The sequence below is a fragment of the Amycolatopsis sp. NPDC004625 genome, assembly GCF_040609695.1.
In the GTDB taxonomy this organism is placed as follows: domain Bacteria; phylum Actinomycetota; class Actinomycetes; order Mycobacteriales; family Pseudonocardiaceae; genus Amycolatopsis.
In genome coordinates this window covers 67,620-88,621 of the sequence record NZ_JBEXKX010000037.1, presented here as the reverse complement: position 1 = coordinate 88,621, position 21,002 = coordinate 67,620, and the positions used below count along the sequence as shown (strand labels likewise).

23 protein-coding genes are annotated in these 21,002 nt (G+C 72.5%); 15 read left to right on the top strand and 8 right to left on the bottom strand.

The window, feature by feature from the left end; all coding sequences use genetic code 11:
* Nucleotides 1-19 precede the first annotated feature (19 nt).
* Nucleotides 20-796, bottom strand: coding sequence for a GntR family transcriptional regulator (locus ABZW17_RS33665; protein ID WP_354823206.1), 777 nt, complete (start codon nucleotides 794-796; stop codon nucleotides 20-22).
* 132 nt (nucleotides 797-928) lie between these two features.
* Here ABZW17_RS33665 and ABZW17_RS33660 point away from each other — a divergent pair, with 132 nt between their 5' ends.
* The 3 genes from ABZW17_RS33660 to ABZW17_RS33650 all read left to right on the top strand — a co-directional run bounded on the left by ABZW17_RS33660 (nucleotide 929) and on the right by ABZW17_RS33650 (nucleotide 3,769).
* Nucleotides 929-1,798, top strand: a complete 870-nt coding sequence (locus tag ABZW17_RS33660; RefSeq protein ID WP_354823204.1) for an aldolase — start codon at nucleotides 929-931, stop codon at nucleotides 1,796-1,798.
* 32 nt (nucleotides 1,799-1,830) lie between these two features.
* Entirely contained in the window at nucleotides 1,831-3,324 is a 1,494-nt protein-coding gene (locus ABZW17_RS33655; protein WP_354823202.1) for a CoA-acylating methylmalonate-semialdehyde dehydrogenase, read from the top strand.
* Between the two features lie 85 nt (nucleotides 3,325-3,409).
* Nucleotides 3,410-3,769 (top strand): hypothetical protein, encoded by a 360-nt coding sequence (locus ABZW17_RS33650; RefSeq protein WP_354823200.1) that lies wholly within the window; start codon nucleotides 3,410-3,412, stop codon nucleotides 3,767-3,769.
* Here ABZW17_RS33650 and ABZW17_RS33645 read toward each other — a convergent pair.
* Entirely contained in the window at nucleotides 3,766-4,341 is a 576-nt protein-coding gene (locus tag ABZW17_RS33645; RefSeq protein ID WP_354823198.1) for a TetR/AcrR family transcriptional regulator, read from the bottom strand. The genes ABZW17_RS33650 and ABZW17_RS33645 overlap by 4 nt on opposite strands.
* 183 nt (nucleotides 4,342-4,524) lie before the next feature.
* On the opposite strand from ABZW17_RS33645, the gene ABZW17_RS33640 reads away from it, so the two are divergent.
* From ABZW17_RS33640 to ABZW17_RS33615, 6 genes are all read left to right on the top strand, one after another.
* Nucleotides 4,525-4,977 (top strand): (2Fe-2S)-binding protein, encoded by a 453-nt coding sequence (locus tag ABZW17_RS33640; protein ID WP_354823196.1) that lies wholly within the window; start codon nucleotides 4,525-4,527, stop codon nucleotides 4,975-4,977.
* Nucleotides 4,964-5,926 carry a xanthine dehydrogenase family protein subunit M gene (locus ABZW17_RS33635; RefSeq protein ID WP_354823194.1) on the top strand — a complete coding sequence of 321 codons (963 nt, stop codon included), beginning with the start codon at nucleotides 4,964-4,966 and terminating at the stop codon, nucleotides 5,924-5,926. Before ABZW17_RS33640 ends, ABZW17_RS33635 begins: the two co-directional genes overlap by 14 nt.
* Nucleotides 5,923-8,097, top strand: coding sequence for a xanthine dehydrogenase family protein molybdopterin-binding subunit (locus ABZW17_RS33630; protein ID WP_354823192.1), 2,175 nt, complete (start codon nucleotides 5,923-5,925; stop codon nucleotides 8,095-8,097). The genes ABZW17_RS33635 and ABZW17_RS33630 overlap by 4 nt, the downstream gene beginning before the upstream one ends.
* Before the next feature lie 193 nt (nucleotides 8,098-8,290).
* A complete protein-coding gene (locus tag ABZW17_RS33625; protein ID WP_354823190.1) occupies nucleotides 8,291-9,721 on the top strand; it encodes a carboxylesterase family protein in 1,431 nt (476 codons plus the stop codon).
* 167 nt (nucleotides 9,722-9,888) lie between these two features.
* Nucleotides 9,889-11,166 (top strand): ATP-binding protein, encoded by a 1,278-nt coding sequence (locus tag ABZW17_RS33620; RefSeq protein WP_354823188.1) that lies wholly within the window; start codon nucleotides 9,889-9,891, stop codon nucleotides 11,164-11,166.
* Between the two features lie 74 nt (nucleotides 11,167-11,240).
* Nucleotides 11,241-11,666, top strand: coding sequence for a hypothetical protein (locus tag ABZW17_RS33615; protein ID WP_354823186.1), 426 nt, complete (start codon nucleotides 11,241-11,243; stop codon nucleotides 11,664-11,666).
* On the opposite strand, the gene ABZW17_RS33610 is transcribed toward ABZW17_RS33615, so the two are convergent.
* Nucleotides 11,663-12,352 carry a GNAT family N-acetyltransferase gene (locus ABZW17_RS33610; protein WP_354823184.1) on the bottom strand — a complete coding sequence of 230 codons (690 nt, stop codon included), beginning with the start codon at nucleotides 12,350-12,352 and terminating at the stop codon, nucleotides 11,663-11,665. The genes ABZW17_RS33615 and ABZW17_RS33610 overlap by 4 nt on opposite strands.
* 66 nt (nucleotides 12,353-12,418) lie before the next feature.
* Here ABZW17_RS33610 and ABZW17_RS33605 point away from each other — a divergent pair, with 66 nt between their 5' ends.
* Nucleotides 12,419-13,048 carry a hypothetical protein gene (locus tag ABZW17_RS33605; RefSeq protein WP_354823182.1) on the top strand — a complete coding sequence of 210 codons (630 nt, stop codon included), beginning with the start codon at nucleotides 12,419-12,421 and terminating at the stop codon, nucleotides 13,046-13,048.
* Here ABZW17_RS33605 and ABZW17_RS33600 read toward each other — a convergent pair.
* From ABZW17_RS33600 to ABZW17_RS33590, 3 genes are all read right to left on the bottom strand, one after another.
* Complete coding sequence (locus ABZW17_RS33600) at nucleotides 12,967-13,587, bottom strand: hypothetical protein (protein WP_354823180.1); 621 nt, start codon at nucleotides 13,585-13,587, stop codon at nucleotides 12,967-12,969. The genes ABZW17_RS33605 and ABZW17_RS33600 overlap by 82 nt on opposite strands.
* An 81-nt stretch (nucleotides 13,588-13,668) precedes the next feature.
* Complete coding sequence (locus ABZW17_RS33595; RefSeq protein WP_354823178.1) at nucleotides 13,669-14,076, bottom strand: VOC family protein; 408 nt, start codon at nucleotides 14,074-14,076, stop codon at nucleotides 13,669-13,671.
* Between the two features lie 82 nt (nucleotides 14,077-14,158).
* Nucleotides 14,159-14,713: a hypothetical protein gene (locus tag ABZW17_RS33590; RefSeq protein WP_354823176.1), complete on the bottom strand. Its 555-nt coding sequence runs from the start codon at nucleotides 14,711-14,713 to the stop codon at nucleotides 14,159-14,161.
* A 325-nt stretch (nucleotides 14,714-15,038) separates the two neighbouring features.
* Here ABZW17_RS33590 and ABZW17_RS33585 point away from each other — a divergent pair, with 325 nt between their 5' ends.
* The 4 genes from ABZW17_RS33585 to ABZW17_RS33570 are packed head-to-tail and all read left to right on the top strand — an operon-like array spanning nucleotide 15,039 to nucleotide 19,214.
* On the top strand, nucleotides 15,039-15,479 hold the full coding sequence (locus ABZW17_RS33585) for a helix-turn-helix domain-containing protein (RefSeq protein ID WP_354823174.1): 441 nt from the start codon (nucleotides 15,039-15,041) through the stop codon (nucleotides 15,477-15,479).
* Complete coding sequence (locus ABZW17_RS33580; protein WP_354823172.1) at nucleotides 15,476-16,282, top strand: ATP-binding cassette domain-containing protein; 807 nt, start codon at nucleotides 15,476-15,478, stop codon at nucleotides 16,280-16,282. The genes ABZW17_RS33585 and ABZW17_RS33580 overlap by 4 nt, the downstream gene beginning before the upstream one ends.
* Entirely contained in the window at nucleotides 16,242-17,063 is an 822-nt protein-coding gene (locus ABZW17_RS33575) for an ABC transporter permease (protein ID WP_354823170.1), read from the top strand. Before ABZW17_RS33580 ends, ABZW17_RS33575 begins: the two co-directional genes overlap by 41 nt.
* A 36-nt stretch (nucleotides 17,064-17,099) precedes the next feature.
* Complete coding sequence (locus tag ABZW17_RS33570) at nucleotides 17,100-19,214, top strand: transglycosylase domain-containing protein (RefSeq protein ID WP_354823168.1); 2,115 nt, start codon at nucleotides 17,100-17,102, stop codon at nucleotides 19,212-19,214.
* On the opposite strand, the gene ABZW17_RS33565 is transcribed toward ABZW17_RS33570, so the two are convergent.
* On the bottom strand, nucleotides 19,211-19,636 hold the full coding sequence (locus ABZW17_RS33565) for a nitroreductase/quinone reductase family protein (RefSeq protein WP_354823166.1): 426 nt from the start codon (nucleotides 19,634-19,636) through the stop codon (nucleotides 19,211-19,213). The genes ABZW17_RS33570 and ABZW17_RS33565 overlap by 4 nt on opposite strands.
* A 120-nt stretch (nucleotides 19,637-19,756) precedes the next feature.
* On the opposite strand from ABZW17_RS33565, the gene ABZW17_RS33560 reads away from it, so the two are divergent.
* Nucleotides 19,757-20,167 (top strand): zinc-ribbon domain-containing protein, encoded by a 411-nt coding sequence (locus tag ABZW17_RS33560; protein WP_354823164.1) that lies wholly within the window; start codon nucleotides 19,757-19,759, stop codon nucleotides 20,165-20,167.
* Nucleotides 20,168-20,275: 108 nt separating this feature from the next.
* Here the strand turns inward: ABZW17_RS33560 and ABZW17_RS33555 are convergent, their stop codons facing one another.
* Nucleotides 20,276-20,887, bottom strand: coding sequence for a PhoU domain-containing protein (locus tag ABZW17_RS33555; RefSeq protein ID WP_354823162.1), 612 nt, complete (start codon nucleotides 20,885-20,887; stop codon nucleotides 20,276-20,278).
* Nucleotides 20,888-21,002 lie beyond the last annotated feature (115 nt).

Below are 21,002 nucleotides of genomic sequence, written 5' to 3'. Positions count from 1 at the left end.
GTGGGCGGCCGGCGATCCCTTACTGGGGCCCGTTGGTCAGCGAAAGGTTGAACGTGTAGCGGGACGCGCGGTAAACGTGCCAGCCGTACTCGACCACGCGGCCGTTTTCGTCGTAAGTCGTGCGCTGCATCGTCAGCAGCGCCGCGCCCGGCTCCTCGTTCAGCAGCTCCGCGTCCTCCCCGGTCGCGAGCCGGGCGCCGATGTTCTGCTCGGCCGCGTGCAGGCGCACCCCGGCCGAGCGCAGGAGCTGGTAGAGGCCGCGCTCGCGGAGTTCGTCGTCGTCCGGGTCGAGCACGCCGTCGGGCAGGTAGTTGTTCATCAGGGCGAGCGGTTCGCCGTCGGCCGAGCGGATCCGCCGCAGCCGGCGGACGCGCGTCAGCCCCGGTGCCTCGAGCAGCTCGGCCACCTCGGCACCGGCGTCTTCGACCTGGTTGACCAGCACCGCCGACGCCGGCCGGCCGCCCAGCCCGGCGAGGTCGTCGAACAGGCTGCTCAGCCGCAGCGGCCGGGCGACCTTCGTGCGGACGACCTGCGTGCCGACCCCGCGCCGCCGGACGAGCAGGCCCTGGTTGACCAGCGTCTGGATCGCCTGGCGGAGCGTCGGCCGGGACAGGCGCAGGCTCGCGGCCAGGTCGATTTCGTTGCCCAGCCGGGCGCCCGCCGGCAGCCTGCCGTCCTCGATCGCGGCGTGCAGCTGGCGGGACACCTGGAAGTACAGCGGTTCCGGGCTGTCCGGGTCCACGACGATCTCGCGGCCCGGGTCCCAGGCCCCGAAGGTGACGTCCACCTTGCTCATCCCCGGAGCCTACCGCTCTGGCGTCCTTCGTAGGAATGACTTGTTGTCCATATGTCTTGACAAAGTTCCCCGGCGCTGCGATCGTCGAAGGCGGATCGACCCACAGCGAGCCCGAAGGAGGGGAGCGGACCAGTGACCGACGTGCTGCAGCGCCTCGTCGCCCGGCGGGTGCACGAGCCGGAAGCGATCGCCGAGGCGGCCGCGAACCGGGTGCGGGCCGGATCGCCCTTCAACGACAAGGGCCGCGCGATGATCATCGCGGCGGACCACCCCGCCCGCGGCGCCACCGCGGTGGGCGGCAACCCGACGGCGATGGCCGACCGCGGGGAACTGCTCGAGCGGCTGTGCCTCGCGCTGGAGCGGCCGGGCGTCACCGGCGTCCTGGCGACCGCGGATGTCCTCGACGACCTGCTGCTGCTCGGCGTGCTGGACGGCAAGACGGTGCTCGGGTCGATGAACCGGACCGGCCTGGCCGGGTCGAGCTTCGAAATCGACGATCGGTTCGCCGGCTACGACGCGGAAGCGATCGAGCGGATGCGGTTCGACGGCGGCAAAACCCTGACCCGGATCTGCCTCGACGACTCGGCCACGCCGAGCGTGCTGGAGAACACGGCGAAGGCGATCAACGAGCTGGCCGGGCGCAAGCTGATCGCGGTGGTCGAGCCGTTCCTGTCGACGTGGGTGGACGGGCGCATCCGGAACGACCTCTCCCCCGACGCGGTGATCAAGTCGATCACCATCGCCGCCGGCCTCGGCCACTCGTCGGCCTACACCTGGCTGAAACTGCCGGTGGTGGCCGAAATGGAGCGCGTGCTGGCGTCTTCGACGCTGCCCGCCGTCCTGCTCGGCGGCGAGGTCAAGGACGCGGACGCCGCCTTCGCGGCCTGGCAGCGGGCACTGGCCCTGCCGACCGTGCAGGGCCTGGTGGCCGGGCGGTCGCTGCTCTACCCGCACGACGGCGACGTCGCCAAGGCCGTCGACACCGCGGTGGGCCTGCTGTGAACCGGCCCGGCACCACTACCCCTGGGAGCACCGTGAACACCATCGGCCACTGGATCAACGGCACCGCCACGGCGGCGGGCTCGACCCGCACGGCACCGGTCTACGACCCCGCCACCGGAAAGCAGCAGGCTTCGGTGCTGCTCGCCGGGAAGTCCGATGTGGACACTGCGGTCGCGGCCGCCGGCAAGGCGTTCGAGTCGTGGGGCACCTCGTCGCTGTCCCAGCGCACCAAGGTGCTGTTCACCTTCCGCGAGCTGCTGGTCCGGCACGAAGACGAACTCGCCCGGATCATCTCCGCCGAGCACGGCAAGGTGATCGAGGACGCGCGCGGCGAGATCGTCCGCGGCCGCGAGGTCGTCGAGTACGCCTGCGGCATCGCCGAGGCGCTCAAGGGCAGTTTCTCCGACCAGGTCTCCCGCGACGTCGACGTGCACGACTTCCGGCAGCCCCTCGGCGTGGTCGCCGGGATCACCCCGTTCAACTTCCCGATCATGGTGCCGCTGTGGATGCACCCGATCGCCATCGCCACCGGCAACACGTTCGTCCTCAAGCCCAGCGAGCGCGACCCCTCGGCCTCCAACTACGTCGCCCGCCTCTACGCCGAGGCCGGGCTGCCCGACGGCGTCTTCAACGTCGTGCACGGCGACAAGGTCGCGGTCGACGCGCTCCTCGACCACCCGGACGTGGCGGCGGTGTCGTTCGTCGGCTCGACCCCGATCGCCAGGTACGTCCACGAGCGCGGGACCGCGTCCGGCAAGCGCGTCCAGGCGCTCGGCGGAGCGAAGAACCACGCGGTCGTGCTGCCCGACGCCGACCTGGAGTACGCCGCCGACCACCTCACCGCCGCCGCGTTCGGCTCGGCCGGCCAGCGGTGCATGGCGATCTCGGTCGGCGTGACCGTCGGCGCGGCCGGCGACAAGCTGATCGAGGTCCTCGAACGCAAGGCCCGCGAGGTGCGGGTCGGCCCCGGCACCGACCCGGCCAGCGACATGGGCCCGGTCGTCACCGAGGCGGCCCGCGAGCGCGTGGTCCGGTCCGTCACCCGGGGCGCGGAGCAGGGCGCCACGGTCGTGGTCGACGGCCGCGACCTGACGGTGGCCGGCCACGAGGAGGGCTTCTTCGTCGGCCCGTCCCTGCTGGACCACGTGACCACGGCGATGGACGCGTACCGCGAGGAGATCTTCGGCCCGGTGCTGGCGATCGTCCGCACCGAGACGATCGACGAAGCGATCGCGGCCATCAACGCCAACCCGTACGGCAACGGCACGGCGATCTTCACCGCCGGCGGCGAAGCGGCCCGGAAGTTCCAGCGGGAGGTGAAGGTGGGCATGATCGGCGTGAACGTGCCGATCCCGGTCCCGATGTCCTACTACTCCTTCGGCGGCTGGAAGGACTCCCTCATCGGCGACAGCCCGATCCACGGCCCCGCGGGCGTGCGGTTCTACACCCGCGCCAAGGTGGTCACCACCCGCTGGCCCCACACCAGCACCTCAGCGGCGGCGTTCACCTTCCCCACGTCCAGCTGAGAGCACCGCGGCGGCCCTGCCGACAACCGGAACACCTTTCTCCGTTTTCCGGTACGGTGGCAGCACCCCACCGAAGGAGGCCGCCGTGGGATACCGAGGCCCGCTGCCGAAGACCGCCATCGCCCGTTACAACAGCTGCATGGGCACGCTCCGGAAGTCACCGCGCTGGGGACCGCTGGTCCGCCGGCACCTGACCCAGATCACCTACACCGGCCGCCGGTCGGGGCGCACGTTCAGCACTCCCGTCGGGTTCCGGCGGGCGGGTGCGGTGGTCACCATCGGCGTGATGATGCCCGACGCGAAGTCGTGGTGGCGCAACTTCACCGGCGAGGGCGGCCCACTCACCCTCGAGCTCGACGACACCGACCGCACCGGCCACGCGGTGGCGCACCGCGACGAAAAGGGCCGCGTCACCGTCACCGTCCACCTCGACGGGCCGGCCTAGCCGGGCTGCGCGGCCATCCCGTGCCAGAGCAGGCCGGCGAGATCCGCCGCGTCGCGCCGCCAGTCGCCGTCCGGGTCGAGCCACAGCAGGCCGCCCATGCCCCGCATCACCAGCACCGGGGTCAGGCCCGGGCGGACCGTCCCGGCTGCCACGTTGGCTTCGAGCATCTTCGCCACCGCGCCGAGCATGTCTTCGTAAGCGTCGACCGGCAGCTCGCCGCGGAACGCCGTCGCGGTCCGCAGCGCGTCGGCCAGCCCCTTCTTCGTCATCATGTAGTGGGCGACGTGGTCGGTCACCCACAGCCGGAGCGCTTCGTCCGGGGCGTGCTTCTCCAGCAGCACCGGCACGACCTCCACGATGTGCCGGACCTCGCGCCGGTACACCGCCAGGATCAGCGCCTCCGGCGTGGGAAAGTGGCGGTAGACCGTGCCGACGCCGACGCCGGCCTGCTTCGCGATCGCGTTGAACGAGACCTCGCCCGTGTCGGCCAGCGACGCCGCCGCCGCGACGAGGATGCGCTCGTGGTTGCGCCGGGTGTCCGCGCGCCGGGGACTGACCGATCCCGTCGTCATCGCTGCTCCCCGTCGTCGTGCCGTCCCGCTGAATCTAGCCGAGAGCTGGAGCAACTCCAGCGTCCCCGCTTCGTTGCCAAGCGGATTGTAATCCGCTAGCCTCGCGACCGAGTGAAGCGGATGAGTATCCGCTCCGCCGTACCACCACCCCACCACACCGCCCGGCTCTGCGGAAAGAGACCAGTGGACATCTCACTCGAAGTCAACGGCACCACCGAACACCTGGACGTCGATCCCGGCGTCACGCTCCTGGACGCGCTGCGCGAGCGCCTCGCCGTCACCGGCCCGAAGAAGGGCTGCGACCGCGGGCAGTGCGGCGCCTGCACCGTGCACGTCGGCGGCAAGCCCGTGCTGTCGTGCCTCACCCTGGCCGCCACCGTGCGGCAGCCGGTGACGACCGTCGAAGGACTGTCCACAGCGGACGGACTGCACCCGGTGCAGCAGGCGTTCGTCGACCAGGACGCCCTGCAGTGCGGGTTCTGCACCGCCGGGCAGATCATGTCGGCGGTCGCCGCCGTCGAGCAGGACGTCGAGGACGTGCGGGAGTTCATGTCCGGCAACCTGTGCCGGTGCGCGGCCTACCCGAACATCGTCAAGGCGGTCGAGCAGGCGAGGCGGGCCGATGCGTCCCTTTGAGCTGACCGCACCCACCACCGTCGAAGCGGCGGTCTCCACGCCCGGCACCTTCCTGGCCGGCGGGACCACCCTGGTCGACCTGATGAAGCTCGACGTCCTGACGCCGCAGCACGTCCTGGACATCAACGAGGTGCCGTTGCACGGCATCGACACGACCGACGGCCTGCGCTTCGGCGCGCTGGAGCGGATGGGCGCCATCGCCGCGCACCCCGGCGTCTACCCCGCGATCTCGCGCGCCCTGCTGCTGAGCGCGTCGCAGCAGCTGCGGAACATGGCCAGCATCGGCGGGAACCTGCTGCAGCGCACGCGCTGCTCGTACTTCCGCGACATCACGATGCCGTGCAACAAGCGCGTTCCCGGCAGCGGCTGCTCCGCGCTCACCGGCGCGAACCGGATGCACGCGATCCTCGGCACCAGCGAGTCGTGCGTGGCCACCCACGCCAGCGACGTCGCCGTCGCGCTGGTCGCGCTCGACGCGCGCCTGCGGCTGACGGACTCGACCGGCAGCCGCGAAGTCGCGCTCCGCGACTTCTACGAACTGCCCGGCGAAACCCCGGCCGTGGAGAACGACCTGCGTCCCGGCGAACTGATCACCGAGGTGCTCGTGCCCCGGCTGGACTGGGCGGCGAACTCCACCTACGTCAAGGTGCGCGACCGGCAGTCCTACGAGTTCGCGCTGTGCTCGGCCGCCGTCGCGCTGGACGTCCGGGACGGCGTCGTCGCCGACGCCCGGGTCGCGGCCGGCGGCGTCGGCACGGTGCCGTGGCGGCTGACCGGTGTCGAAGCCGCCCTGCGGGGCGCCCCGGCGACGCAGGCGAGCTTCGAAACGGCCGCCGCGGTAGCCATCGACGGCGCGCGGCCGCTGGCCGAAAACGCGTTCAAAGTCCCGCTGCTGCAGCGGACCATCGTCCGGGCACTGCTCGAACTGACCGAGGGGAGTTCCCGATGATCGCCCGGCTGGACGCGCCGCTGAAGGTCACCGGCCAGGCCAAGTACGGCGCCGACCACACCTTCACCGGCATGGTCTACGGCTACGTCGTGCTCAGCACGATCGCGAACGGCGAGATCGAAGCCATGGACGTCTCCGCGGCGAAGGACGCGCCGGGCGTGCTCGGCGTGTACACGCCGTTCGACCCCCTCGAGCTGCGCACGCCGAGCCTGCCGATGTTCGGCGAGACGTGGGTTCCGTTGCAGGACAAGGAAGTCACCTACTACGGCCAGCCGATCGGCTTCGTGGTCGCCGAAACCTTCGAGCAGGCCCGTGACGCCGCGACACTCGTCGGGATCACCTACCGCACCCGGCCGGCCCGGACGTCGCTCGCCGAGCACCTCGACACGGCCGAAATGGCGCCGCCGACCTTCAACGGCGCTCCCCCGGAAATCGAGGTGCTCGAAGACGGCGTCGAATCCTTCGACGCCGCCCTGGCCGCGAGCCCGGTGGTCGTCGAGGCGACCTACACGACCGCGACGCAGAACCACGCCGCGATGGAGCCGCACTCCGCGGTCGCGGTGTGGGACGACGGCGAGCTGACCGTCTACAGCGGGAACCAGGCGTCCAACATGCAGGCGAACGAGCTGGCCCTCGCGCTCGCCGTGGCGCCGGAAGCCGTCCACGCGATCAACCCGTTCGTCGGCGGCGCGTTCGGCGGCAAGGGACGGACGTCCACGCCGGCGTTCCTGGCCGCGGCGGCGGCCCGGGCCCTCGGCCGGCCGGTGAAGGCCGCCCTGACCCGCGAGCAGGTCTTCACCGCCACCGCCGGCCGGGCCGCGACGGTCCAGAAGCTCGCGCGCGGCGCCGAGCGCGACGGCACCCTGGTCGCCGTGCGCCACGACTCGTGGTGCAGCACCGACACCGCCCGCTCGTTCGTCGAGCCGACCTCGCACGGGACCTCGCGCGAGTGGTACGCCACGAAAAACCTGTCCATCTCGCAGAAAATCGTGCCGCTCAACGTGCCGCCGACGACGTTCATGCGCGCGCCGGGCGAAGCACCGGGCTCGTTCGCGCTGGAGAGCGCGATCGACGAGCTGGCCGAAAAGCTCGGCATGGACCCGATCAACCTGCGCGTCCGCAACAACTCGATCGCCCCGCCCGGGCACGACCTGCAGTGGTCGAGCAAGCACCTCGACGAGTGCTTCCGCATCGGCGCGGACCGCTTCGGCTGGGTGCACCGCCCGGCCGGCACGCGCACCGACGGCGACTGGCTCGTCGGCACGGGCGTGGCCACCGCGGTGTTCCCCGCCCTCCGGTTCCCGGCCACGGTCGGCATCACGCTGCGGGCGGACGAGACCGCCGTCGTCGCGACCAGCGGCGCGGACCCCGGCACCGGCCTGCTGACCGTGCTCTCCCTCGTCGGCGCCGAATCGCTGGACATCCCGGCGGACCGGATCACCCCGCGCCTCGGCGACTCGGCCCTCCCGCCGGGCGGCATGTCCGGCGGCTCGACGGCGACGGCGAGCGCGGGCACCGCGATCATGATCGCCGCCACCAAGGCGATCGACGAACTGGTCGCGCTCGCCGCCGATCCCGGCGCGCCGTTCGAGGGCCGGCAGGTGACCTACGCCGACGGCCGCGTCTGGGCCGACGGGACGTCCATGCCGTTCGGGGAACTGCTGCGTGCGGTGGGCCGCGAAGCGCTGGAGGTGACCGGCTCGTCGGCGCCCGGTGAGGAACTGACCAAGCACTCGTTCGCTTCGTGGGGCGCCCAGTTCTGCGAGGTCCGGGTGCACCGGTGGACGCGCGAGGCGCGGGTGTCCCGGATGCTCGGGGTGTTCGACGCGGGCCGGATCATCAACGACAAGGCCGCCCGCAGCCAGCTGATGGGCGGGATGATCTGGGGCGTTTCCGCGGCCCTGCACGAGGGTCTGGAGATCGAGGCGAACGGCCGGTTCGCGAACGGCGACTTCGCGAGCTACCTGCTCCCGGTCAACGCCGACATCCCCGAGGTCGAGGTCCAGTTCGTCGAGTACCCCGACACCCTGCACAACGCGGTCGGCGCGCGGGGCCTCGGCGAGATCGGCACGGTCGGGATGGCGGCGGCGGTCGCCAACGCCGTGTACAACGCCACCGGCATCCGGGTGCGGCACATCCCGATCACCATCGAGGACCTCCTCGAAGGCTGAGACCGCGGGCGGGGCGTGCCGGCGCCCCGCCCGCGCTTTCCCGGGAATTCACCGGGTCTTCGTCCGTTCGGCCGATCGGGGCCGCACGCCGTTATCCATCCGCGACAACGAGAAGGACTCCGCCCGTGACGGCGGCCCGTCCGCGGTCCTAGGCTGACGGGCGCTTCCCCCACCGTCCACGAAGGGCCCCCGCATGACCGACCCCGTCGTCCCCACCACGTCCGGCGCGGTCCGCGGTCAGCTCACCCCCGCCGGCGTCGTGCGCTTCCGCGGCATTCCCTACGCCGCCGCGCCCGAGGGCGACCTGCGCTTCGCCGAACCCGTCCCGGCCCCACCGTGGGAAGGCGTCCGCGACGCGCAGAGACCGGGGCCGACCGCTCCGCAACGCCGGCACGACGTGCCCGGGCTCGACCTGACCGCGCTGGCCGGCACCGGCTGGCGGCCGGGGCCGGAGTACCTGACGGTGGACGTCTGGACCCCGCAGCCGGGCGCCGCTTCGCTGCCGGTGCTGGTGTTCGTGCACGGCGGCGGGTTCATCGGCGGCACCGGGTCGGCCGCGGTCCACGACGGCACGGCGTTCGCCCGCGCGGGCGCGGTGCTGGTGACCGTGCAGTACCGGCTGGGCGTCGACGGGTTCCTCCCGCTCGACGGCGGCACGACCAACCTCGGCCTGCGCGACCAGCTCGCGGCCCTGCACTGGGTCCGGGAGAACATCGCCGGGTTCGGCGGCGACCCCGCCAACGTCACGCTCTTCGGCTCGGCTTCCGGCGCCGTCAGCGTCGCCTGCCTGCTCGGCTCGCCGCTCTCCACGGGGCTCTTCCACCGCGCGATCGTCCAAAGCGGACACCCGGACATGGTCCGCGACGGCGTCCAGGCCCGCCGGCTGGCCAAGGTCGTCGCCGACGAGCTGAAGGTGGAAGCGACCGCGGAGGCGTTCCGCAAGGTGTCGACGGAGCAGCTGCTCGACGCGCAGGACGCGGTCCTGCGCCCGGGCGGCGCGCCCGACCTGCGCGACGCGCTCGGCTACGACCGCGGCTACGGGCTGAGCCCGTTCCTCCCGGTGGTCGGCGACGACGTCCTGCCGCACCACCCGGGCAAGGCGATCAAAGCGGGCGCGGGCCGCGACGTCGACCTGATCGCCGGCAGCTGCAGCGAAGAGATGCGGTTCTACCTGGTCCCGACCGGGGCACTGGAGGCGGTGACCGACGACCAGGCCGTGGCCTCGCTGGCGGTGTCCCACCCCGACCCGGCCGGCGTGCTGTACGCGTACGGCCTGGGATCCGGCCGCACGGCGGGCGAAGTCCTGGTGGAAGCGCTGACCGACCTGGTCTTCCGCGACGGCGTCCGCACGCTGGCCGAGAACCACACCGGCCGGACGTTCCGCTACGAGTTCGAGTGGGGTTCTCCCCGGCTCGAAGGCCGCCTCGGTGCGTGCCACGGGCTCGAGCTGCCGTTCGTGTTCGACGCGCTGGACGCGGTGTCCGGCCCGCGCGGCCTGCTCGGCGAGAACCCGCCGCGCGAGCTGGCCCTGGACCTCAACGGCGCCTGGCACCGCTTCGCCACGACGGGCTCGCCCGGCTGGGCGGAGTACGACGGCGAGGAAACGATGTTCCACGCGTACTGACCGCGGGCCCGCCCACCTGCACGTGCACCGCCATTCGATCACCAGGTCACGAACCGGTCGCCCCCCTTGCTCCAGCGGGCTGGCTCCACGCCGGGACGGTTGACGAGGCCCCCGCCGCGCTGCCAGGCTCAGGCCGCCCGGACGGCCGGATCGATTGGGGACCACCGATGCCCGAGGCGGGCTCTGCCGCACCGCCGCGCGCGTTCGTCCGCACGCTGCTGCGCAGCGGCACACCGGCGGAACCCGCCGAGCCCGTTCCCGACACCGGCGACCTCACCGCCGTCGGGGAAGCGACCCTCGCCCGCGCTTCCCGCTACTGGGTCGCCGTGCCGCTGGCCTACCGGGCCGCGGCCTTCGTCAAGGTGTTCATCGGGTTCACCGCCGCGAACGGCGTGCTCGGGCTCGGGCCGGTGCTCGGTGCCACCGCCTTCGCGGTCGTGGTCAACACCGCCGCCGTGGTCTGGGTGCTGCGGGTGGGCGGCCTGCGCGCCCGCCTCACCAACCGGGCCCTCGCCCTCGATCTTTCTCTCGGCGTGGCGCTCAACCTGGTGGTGGCGACGACGGCCCCGGCCGTGATCCAGCCGTTCGCCGTCGACGTGTCCTGGACCTGGCTGGTCGGTTCGGTCGCGATGTGGGCGGGCACGTCCGGGCTGCCCGCGGCGCTGTGGCTGTTCGCGGCCGCCGTGCCGCTGCGGGCCGCGCTGACCCTGGCCGGCGGCCTCCCGCTGGGCAACCAGCTGGCCATGACGCGGTCGATCGGCTGCCTGGTGGCGCTGGCGGTGGCGATCGTGCTGGCCGTGGCGATCCTCATCATGCTCGGCGTCGGCACCCGGTTCGCCGTCGACATCGGACTCCGGCGCGGGCGCGAGGCCGAGCGCCGCCGGACCCGGCGGATCATGCACGACAGCGTGCTGCAGACGCTCGAAGCGCTGGCCATCTCCGCACCCGGCGACGACGCACACGCCGTCACGCGGCTGTCGGAGCTGCGCTCGGTGGCCAAGGCGGAGGCGGCCGAGCTGCGCCGCCACATCACCGAGCCGGTGCCGACGGGACCGACGCGGAGCTTCGCGGTCGAACTCGCCGACGTCGCCACCGACCTGGCGCGCGACGGCCTGCGCACGCAGCTGGTCGCCGCGGACTTCGCCGACGACCACCAGGTCTCGCAGGACCGGCGCACCGCGTTGTGCGAAGCGGTCCGGGAGGCGTTGCGCAACACCGTGAAGCACTCCGGGACGAAGCAGGTCGTGCTGCGGGTGGAGGAACGCGACGGCGGGATCGCGGTGGTGGCCCGGGACCAGGGCCAGGGCTTCGACGTCGGCGCCCGGCCGCCGGGCTTCGGCATCAGCCAGTCCATCGTGGCGCGCCTGGCCGAGGTCGGCGGGCACGGCACGGTGGACTCGCAACCGGGCCGCGGCACCCGCGTCACGATGTGGGTGCCCGGCTGACCTTGGCCGGATCCCGGCGGTTCCTGGCATTCCAGCCACTCCCGGGCGCCCGCGAAGATCGCTAACGTCGCCGGGTGTCGAAAATCCTGCTCTCGGTCCACGTCCTGGCGGCGATCCTCGCCGTGGGCCCGGTCGCCGTCGCGGCCAGCATGTTCCCCGCCGCGGTCCGCCGGGACGACGTCAAGTCGGCGACCCTGCTGCACCGGATCTGCCGCGTGTACGCCTACGCCGCCATCGCGGTCCCCGTGTTCGGCTTCGGCGTCGCGGGCACGATGCACGTCATGGGCGACCCGTGGCTGCTCGTGTCGATCGGCCTGACGGCGGTCGCCGCCGCGGTGCTGGCGCTGCTGATCCTGCCGCGCCAGAAGCGGCTGCTGGCCGGGGGATCCGCGGTGGACGTCCTCGGCCGGCTGGCCATGCTGACCGGGGTGTTCAACCTGCTGTGGGCGGCGGTGACGGTGCTGATGATCGTCCGGCCCGGGTCGTCGACCGGTGCCTAGACCGCGACCGCGAGCGGCACGCGCACCGCCACGAAGTCCGGCCGGTACCGCAGCGCGAACCCCAGGGAGAGGTAGAGGCGGATCGCGGCGGTATTGCCCGCCGCCGCGTGCATCATCGGGATCTCGCCGCGCTCGCGGATGCCCGCGGCCACCGCGAGCACCAGCCGCGTCGCCAGACCCTGGCCGCGGACCGCCGGGTCCGTGCAGACCGCGCTGATCTCCGTGTACCCCGGCGGGTGCAGCCGCTCGCCGGCCATCGCGACGAGCGCGCCGCCGCGCCGGAGGCCGAGGTAGGTGCCGAGCTCGACGGTCCGCGTCCGGAACGGCCCGGGCCGCGTCCGCTCGACGAGGTCCAGCATCTCGGGCACGTCCGCCGGCCCGAGCCGCACGGCTTCCGGATCCGGCGCGGCCGCGATTCCCTCGTCGACCAGCTGCACGCCGGGGATCTCGTCGAGCACCTCCCAGCCGGACGGCGGCCGCGCGGTGGCCGCCGCGATCACGACGGTCGCCCCCGGCCCGGCGAGCTCGGCGACGTCGCGCCAGTCCTGCTCGCCGGGGTCGTCGGGCAGCGCCAGGAACGGCGCGACGTCCTCCGGGTAGCGCAGCACGCGCCCACGCCGTTCCGCGAAACGGGCGTGCGGGCCGGCCAGCGACGCCCAGGTGGGGTTGTCCAGCGGAGAAGCCATGGCTCCAGCATGCTGATCCGCCCCGGGTGGCCGCCGTCACTCCCACATCCTGGGTAGGGTGCGCGGGTGGGTTCCCAGGTCCCGGTGTGGATTCCGGTCGTCGTCGCGCTGCTCGGCCTCGCCGGGGTGATCCTGACCCAGATCCTTTCGGGACGGCGCGAAAACCGGCGGATGACCGAAGACGCCGCGCGCGAGGAGCGCCGGTGGCAGCGCGAACGCGAGGCCCGGACGCACGAGACACGCGCCGACGCGTACGCCCGGCTGATGGGCGTCCTCGAAGCGTTCGACGGCGTCCTGTTCCAGGCCCGCTCGATCCGCGAGTCGGGCAAGGTCCTCGACGAGCACCAGCTCGCCGAGCTGCGCGAAGTGCGCAGCGAGGCCCAGCACGCGCTCGGGCCCGTCGTGCTGCACGCGCCGGAGACGGTCCGGCGGCTGGTCAGCGACGCCACGCTGCCGCGGATGCGGCTGGCCGCGATGCTGCTCGACCCCGACGAAAAGGGTGCCAAGCTGCGGCCGGCCTGGGACGGCGGCCAGCGCGGTTACCGCGTCATGCGCGCCCGGATGCGCGCCGACCTCGGCTTCGACGCCGAACCGGTGGACGAGCTGTACGGCCCTCAGCCCACCGTGGTCAGCTCTTCGTCGGAAAGCACGGCGGACCCGGCCGACACGACCAGCCTGCCGCCCCCGACCCGGTAGCGGTAGTCGCCGTTCACCGCGACGAAGCCGTCACCCGACGCCTCGGCCGGAAGCACGATGTGGGTTTCGCCGGAGGCCGCCTGCCCGCGGGCCTGGCCGTCGTAGAAGATCCGGCCGTCGGGGGTCCGGCAGATCGTGACGAGCGACTTCGCCGTCTGCGCGACGAGCAGCGCCGTCCCCTGGCCGCCGGGCAGGTAGTGCGCGGCGTCCGCCGGGCACGGCTTCTCCGCTGTCGTCGTGGACGGCGTGACCGGCGGGGCGGCGGATTCCGCGGTGGTGACGACGGTCTTGGTGGTCGGCAGCGCGGGCGTCGTGTACTGCGGGAACGGCCCCGACGCGGCCGGCGAGGGGCGTGGGCGCCCGGCGAACAGCAGGACCCCGCCCACCGCGAGGCCGGCGACCAGCATCAGGGTCAGCAGCACCCACAACGCCCGCGCGCGGGCCCGGCCGGGAGCCAGGCTCGCGCACGTCGCGCAGCGCCGGGCAGCGGGGTCGTTGTCCGCGCCGCACTGCGCACACGTCCAGGGAAAACCCGCCATCGGGCCTCCTTCGGCCCGGCGCCACGCCACGCCGGTTCCTCCATCGTCACCGACGGGGGCACCGGCTGCAACGGTTCGCGGTTAGCCCTGGACGACGTTGACCATCCACGGGATGCCGAACTTGTCGATGCAGGCGCCGAATTCGTCGCCCCACATCTGCTTTTCGAACGGAACCGTCACGGTTCCGCCGTCGCTCAGCTTGTCCCAGTAGCCGTGCAGGTCGTCGGTGTCGTCCCCGCTGAGGCTCACCGTGATGTTCGTGCCCGGGGTGTGCTCCATCCCGGCCGGGGTGTCCGACGCCATCAGCGTGAAGCCGTTGTCGGTCTCCAGCTGGGCGTGCATGATCTTGTCCGCGTCCGCTCCTTCGGGTGACCCGAATTCCCCGAACGTGTTCACGGTCAGGGTGCCGCCGAAGACACTCTTGTAGAACTCCATCGCCTGCCGCGCGTCGGCGCGGAAGCTCAGGTACGGGTTGAGACGAGAAGCCACGGCCATCTCCTTCGATCGGCAGAGACCAGCATCCTCGCAGAGCTCGGGCGCTGCGCCAATCGGAGGATTTTCAGGGTCGGCGTCAGAGCACGAACCGCCGGTGCGCGACCGGCTCGAGCGGCAGCGCGCCGTGCAACGCGGCCCGCGCACGCAGCTCCAGCGCCCGGTCCAGCGGCCGGGTCCCCGGTGCCGCGGTGTGGAACGTCCCGCGGTCGAACAGGTACACCAGCGCGAGCTTGCCTTCGCGGCGACCGGCCGGCTCCGCGAACTCGACGGTCGCGCACCGCAGCGAGCCGCCGTACCCCGCCCGGGCGAGGCGGTCCGCGACGTCGACCAGGTCGCCGGTCAGCACGCGCAGGTCGCGGTTGCGGCGCCAGCACCGGACCGTCGAGCGGCCGTGCAGGTCCTGCGTCACCAGCGGGTGCACCGGCAGCCGCGCCGACGTCGCGGCGATCAGCTCCGCGGCGGTGCGGGCCAGCGCGTCCCCGTCCACCTTGAAGTCGAGCGTGCCGCCGCCGGTGGGCGTCAGGCCGAGCGCGGCGCGCACCCGCGGGGCGGCCGCGGCGAGGGTGTACAGGGACTGCAGGTGCGGGCGCGAAGTCCAGCACCGGACGAGCTTGCTGTCCAGCAGGGTCACGAACGTTCCTATCTTCGGTCGAGAAGACCGCCGGACCGGGCGCACTGGCAGTGTCCACTGTGGACGTCAGGCGCGGGGACGCGGGGCCGGAAGGGACAGCATGCGCCCGTGCCCGCGGGTTCCGGCCCCGAACGCGCCGGGCACGCGGCGAACGGCAGCAGTTCGCCGCCGAACGGTCACAGGCGGTCAGGTTCAACCGATCAGCGGTGTCCCTCTGGACCTTCGACGGTCTCGATCACCGATGTCGTTTCGAGTACCGCTACTTTCCTCGCCAATCGGACATTTAGCGTTGCTAATAGATCTGGGTCAGAGCTAGCTTGGAGGCATGACCGACCTCGCCGACCGGCTGCTGGGCGCCGTCCTGGGGATCCGCCGGGTGGTGCGCCGCCGGGCCCGGGCCGGCGTGCCGGGCCCTCCCCTGCCCGGCGCCCAGGTCGAGCTCCTGCGCGTCGTCGCCGATCACCCCGGCATCGGCGTTGCCGGCGCCGCGCGTGAGCTGCACCTAGCGAACAACTCCGTCAGCACGCTGGTCAACCAGCTCGTCGACGCCGGGCTGCTGCGCCGCGAGGCGGACCCCGCCGACCGGCGCGCGGCGCGGCTGGGCGTCACCGCCGCGGCCGCCGAACGGATGGCGGCCTGGCGCCGCGCCCGCACCGGGCTCGTCGCCGACGCCCTTGCCGCACTGTCCGAAGAGGACATCGCCGCCATCGAACAGGCGTTGCCCTCCCTAGAAAAGCTCGTCGGCGTTCTGAAGGAGCAGCCATGACCGAACCCGCGGCGGTGCGGTGCACCGGCCTGCGCCACTCGTTCGGCTCGACCCGCGCCGTGGACGGCGTCGACCTGGAGATCCGCGCCGGCGAGGTGTTCGGGCTGCTCGGCCCGAACGGTGCCGGCAAGACCACCACCCTGCGGATGATCACCACGCTGCTGCCGGCCGGCCCGGACCGGATCACCGTCTTCGGTATCGACGTCGCCCGCCGGCGGATGGCCGTGCGGCGGCTGATCGGGTACGTGCCGCAGCAGCTGTCCGCCGACGGTGCGCTGACCGGCCGCGAGAACGTCGCGTTGTTCGCGCGGCTCTTCGACGTGCCGCGCGCCGGGCGTCGCGAGCAGGTGCGGCTCGCGCTGGACCTGGCCGGGCTGACCGGTGACGCCGACCGCACGGCGAAGACGTACTCCGGCGGCATGATCCGGCGGCTCGAACTCGCCCAGGCCCTGGTCAGCTCGCCGCGGCTGCTGATCCTCGACGAGCCGACGATCGGGCTCGACCCGGTCGCCCGGTCGTCGGTGTGGGACCGCATCGGTTCGATCCGCGAAGCGACCGGCATGACCGTGCTCGTCACGACGCATTACATGGACGAAGCCGAGCAGTACTGCGACCGCGTCGCCCTGATGCACGCCGGCCGGATCCGTGCGCTGGGCACGCCGGCCGAACTCGAGGCCGGCCTCGGCCCGGAGTCCACATTGGACGACGTGTTCCGGTCGGTGACCGGCGACCACCTCGGCAGCGAAGAAGGAGGGATCCGCGGTGTCCGTGCCACTCGCCGTACCGCCCGCCGTCTCGGCTGACCCGGGCCCGCTGCGCCGGTTGCGCGTGCTCGCCGCCCGCGTCGGCGCGATGTGCCTGGTGGAGCTGCAGAAACTGCGCCGCGACCAGACCGAGCTGCTCACCCGGGCGATCCAGCCCGCGCTGTGGCTGCTGATCTTCGGGGAGACGTTCACCCGGCTGCGCGCGATCCCGACCGGGCCGATCCCCTACCTCGACTACCTGGCGCCGGGCATCCTCGCGCAGTCGGCGTTGTTCATCGCCATCTTCTACGGCATCCAGATCATCTGGGAGCGGGACGCGGGCGTCCTCGCCAAGCTGCTGGTGACGCCGACCCCGCGGGCGGCGCTCGTCGCGGGGAAGGCGTTCGCCGCCGGGGTCCGCGCGCTGGTCCAGGCGCTGATGGTGCTGGTGCTGGCCGCGGTCCTCGGCGTCGGGCTGACCGCGAACCCGCTGAAGCTAGTGGCCATGGCCGTCGTCCTGGTGCTCGGTTCGGCGTTCTTCTGCTGCCTGTCCATCGTGATCGCCGGGATCGTGCTGTCGCGGGAGCGGCTGATGGGCATCGGGCAGGCGATCACGATGCCGCTGTTCTTCGGCTCGAACGCGCTGTACCCGGTGGACCTGATGCCGCCGTGGCTGAAGGTGCTCAGCCACGTCAACCCGCTGAGCTACCAGGTCGACGCGCTGCGCGGCCTGCTGATCGGCACCCCCGCCCACCTCGGCACCGACTTCGCCGTGCTGGCCGCGGCGACGGTGGTGGCCGTTTCGGTCGCCTCCGCCCTGCTCGGCAGGTTGGCCCGGTGAGGCACATGTCTCACCGAACGGAAGCTTTATCGCCCGATGCCTAATCTCGATTCCGTGAAACGTCGCGGGGGCGTGGTCCCTTTTGCCGGGTTGTGTGTGCTCGCCGGAATCCTGGTGGCCGGGACGGCGGCACCGGTCACCCTCGGCGCGGGCCTGCTGTCGAATCAGGTCGCTGATTCGGTGGACGCCATTTCCGCGCAGCTGGCCGCGGCCGACCCGCCCTTGGTCACCACGGTGACCGACCGCGACGGCTCGCCGATCGCGACGCTCTACGCGCAGTACCGCCTCCCGGTCGCCGCGGCCGGGATCGCGGCCACGGTGAAGGCGGCGATCATCGCGGTCGAGGACCGCCGGTTCTACACCGAAGGCGGCGTCGACCTGCAGGGGATGCTGCGGGCGGCGGTGAACGACAGCACCGGCGGCGCGCTGCAGGGCGCGTCGACGATCACGCAGCAGGACGTCAAGAACTACCTCATCAACGTCGTCGACCGGAACGACCCGGCGGCCCAGCAGGCCGACCGCGAGGACTCCCTCGCCCGCAAGCTGCGGGAGGCGAAAATGGCCGTCCAGCTGAACGAAACGAAGAGCAAGGACGACATTCTCGCCGATTACCTCAACGTCGTCGAATTCAGCGGAACCGTGTACGGGGTCGGAGCCGCGGCAAAAGCGTACTTCGGGACGACGGCGGACAAACTGACCGTTCCGCAGGCGGCCCTGCTCGCCGGAATGGTGAACAACCCCAGCGTCTACAACCCGTACACGCACCCGGACAAGGCGCTGCAGCGCCGCAACCTCGTCATCGACGACATGGTCACCAACGGCTCCATCCCCGCCTCGTACGCGGCGACGGCGAAGGCCACCCCGCTCGGGGTGCTGCCGAACGGACCGGTGACGCCGTCCGGAACGTGCCTCGGCGCGGCGCCGGACGCGGGATTCTTCTGCGCCTACGCGGAAAGCTACCTGGTGCACGCCGGGTTCACCGCCGACCAGCTGGCCACCGGCGGGTACACGGTCAGGACCACCCTCGACCCGCGCGTCTCGCAGGTGACCAAGGACGCGGTCGACGCGAACGTGCCGACCACGCAGGACGGCGTGGCCAACACCTTCGCCGTCGTCCAGCCGGGCCAGGACGGCCACCAGGTGCTGGCCATGGTCGCCAACCGCGACTACGGCACCGACCCGGCGCGGGGCGAGACGTCGACCGACATCGTCGCCGACGCGAGCAACGAGTTCGGCGCGGGCTCGTCGTTCAAGATCTTCACCTCGGCCGCGGCGCTCGTCACCGGCAAGGCGGGCCTGGACACCCCGCTGCCCAACCCGGACAGCCAGTGCTTCCCGGTGCCGGACTCGCATTCGGCCTGCTACACCGTCCACAACGACGGCCACTACGCGGACCCGATCAGCCTGGCCGACGGGCTGGCGACGTCGCCGAACGTGGCGTTCGTCGGGCTCGAAAGCCAGGTCGGCATGCCCGCGGTGCTGGACATGGCGTACAAGCTCGGGCTGCGGAACACCCTCGCGACCAACGACGCCGGCCACGCCCCGGACCCGAAGTCGGGCAACCCGCAGCTGAGCCAACCGCAGTCGCAGTACTTCCAGAACCTGCTGTCGTTCACCCTCGGCAACAGCCCGGTGAGCCCCCTGGAGATGGCGAACGTCTCGGCGACCCTGATGAGCGGCGGCGTCTGGTGCCCGCCGAACCCGATCCTGTCGGTGACCGACCGGAACGGGACCTCGGTGCCGGTCCGGCAGCAGGCGTGCGAGCGGGTGCTCCCCACGGGCGTGGCGGACACCCTGGAGGCGGGGCTGAGCAAGGACACGACGAGCGGCACGTCCGCCGAAGCCGCCCACGCGGCGGGCTGGACCCGCCCCGACATCGGCAAGACGGGCACGACGCAGCAGAGCGAATCGGTCGCGTTCGTCGGCGGGACCGACGGCTACGCGGTGTCGTCGATGGTCTTCGCCGACGGGCCGCACCCGCGCGAGATCTGCCCGGGCACCCCGGTGCACCTCGGCACCTGCGGCCACGGCGCGTTCGGCGGCACAGTCGCGGCCCCGCCGTACTTCCACGCGATGAGCGTGCTGCTGGCGGGGGTCCCGGACCAGCCGATCCCGCCGCCGGACCCGGCCTACCTGAACGCGCGCGACTAGCGCGGTTCGAGGAAGACGAGCGGGATCTCCCGCTCGGTCCTCGTCTGGTACTGCGCGTAGTTCTTGAAGTCGGCGGTGATCTTCGGCCAGAGCCGCGCCCGCTCGTCCGCGTCGGCGACCCGGGCGCGCATCGGCTGCTTCGGGCCACCCTTGATCGACACCTCGACGTCGGGGTTGTCCCGCAGGTTGAGGAACCACGCGGGGTGCACGTCGTCCCCACCGCGCGAAGCCACGACGACGTGGGCGTCACCCTCCTGGTGCGGCGAGGTCAGCAGCACGGTCCGCGGCTGCCCGCTCTTGCGGCCGACGGTGGTGAGCTCGAGCACCGGCATGGCGACCTGCCACCCGATCCGCCCCCCGGTCAGCTTGATCAGGCCGCGGTGCACGGCATTCATCGTCTTCAGGGCGAGGTCGCTCGGCATGCGCCCAATCTAGGCCGGGCCGCCCGGGCGAGTCCGGACGGGTTCGCCGAAACCGCCCCACCGGGCCCCGCCGATGTGCGAGGCTGCCGGGCGAACGAAGGACCGAAAGAGAGAAGACCGATGCTGATCTGGGGCTGGCGCACGCGGATCTACGTGCTGGCGATGACGACCTTCCTGTGCGGCCGCTGCGGCAACCCCGCCTCGCACGCGGTGCGCAAGGCGGTCACGAAGTTCACGCTGTTCTTCATCCCGCTGTTCCCGATCAGCGTCAAGTACACGGCGCAGTGCACGTTCTGCGGGATCGAGAACCGCATCCCGAAGGAGGACGCGGTCCGGCTGCAGGCGCAGGAGGAGCAGAACCAGGCCCACCCCCAGGGCGCGCCGGGGTACCCGCAGCAGGGGCTGCCGCAGGGTCTTCCGCCGCAGGGCGTTCAGCATCCTTCGGGGTACCAGCAGCCTCAGCACCCTTCGCAGCCGCAGGGGTTCCCGCAGCCGGGACAGCAGGGGCAGTTCCCGCAGCAGGGTCAGTAGGCATCGGCGGGGAGGCCGCCTGGTCCCGGCGATGCCACGACCGGGCCTCCCCGATGCCGGGGCCTTCGCGACCGCCCCGCACCTAACCGGCCTCGCCACCGCGGCCGGCTAAGCACCCGCCGTCGCGAACCCCGTCATCCGCAGCCCGACCCGTCCCGCGGCCGCGGCGAACCGCGAGTAAACCGCCCCGAGCAGCGCGAGATCGACCGCCGCACCGGCCCCGCGCGGCCACTCCCGGCTGTCCGCCCACTGCCGCAGCTCCCGCTCGGCCGCACCGGCGAGGATGACCGCGTCACCGAGCCCGGCCCCCTCCCCACCCGCGAGCAGCTCCCCCGACGCCCGGGCCGCGGCCACCGCGTGCGCACCCAGCCGCGTGAGCGCGCACCGGGCGTCCGGCGGCACGCGTCCCGGCGCCTCCGCCACCTCCCGCGCAAGACCACCCATCCGAGTGAGATCCGCGGCGGTGTGGACGGCGGCGACCACCGCCTTCACCTCCGCCTCCCGCGGCGCGTGCAGGGCCAGCAGCGCACACGCCTGGTCCTCGCACGCGGCCCCGAGCGCGGCCGCCACGGCGACCTGTTCGCGCACCCGTCCGCCCAGCGTGTGGTCACTTTCCAGGACCGAGCGCGTGGCCTCTTCGAGCGCGCTCGCGACAAGCGCGCACAGGTCCGCCAGCCGATGGGCGAGCGTCACCAGTTCCTTTTCGAACGCGGTCGGCATGGCGGCAGGAAACCAGCCCGGCCGGGTGTCGGCATCTCGTCCCCCGGCCCGGAATTGTCGGACCCCCGTGCTCTCCTCGACGGCAAGAGCGGTGCACCCCGCACCCGGAGCAGAA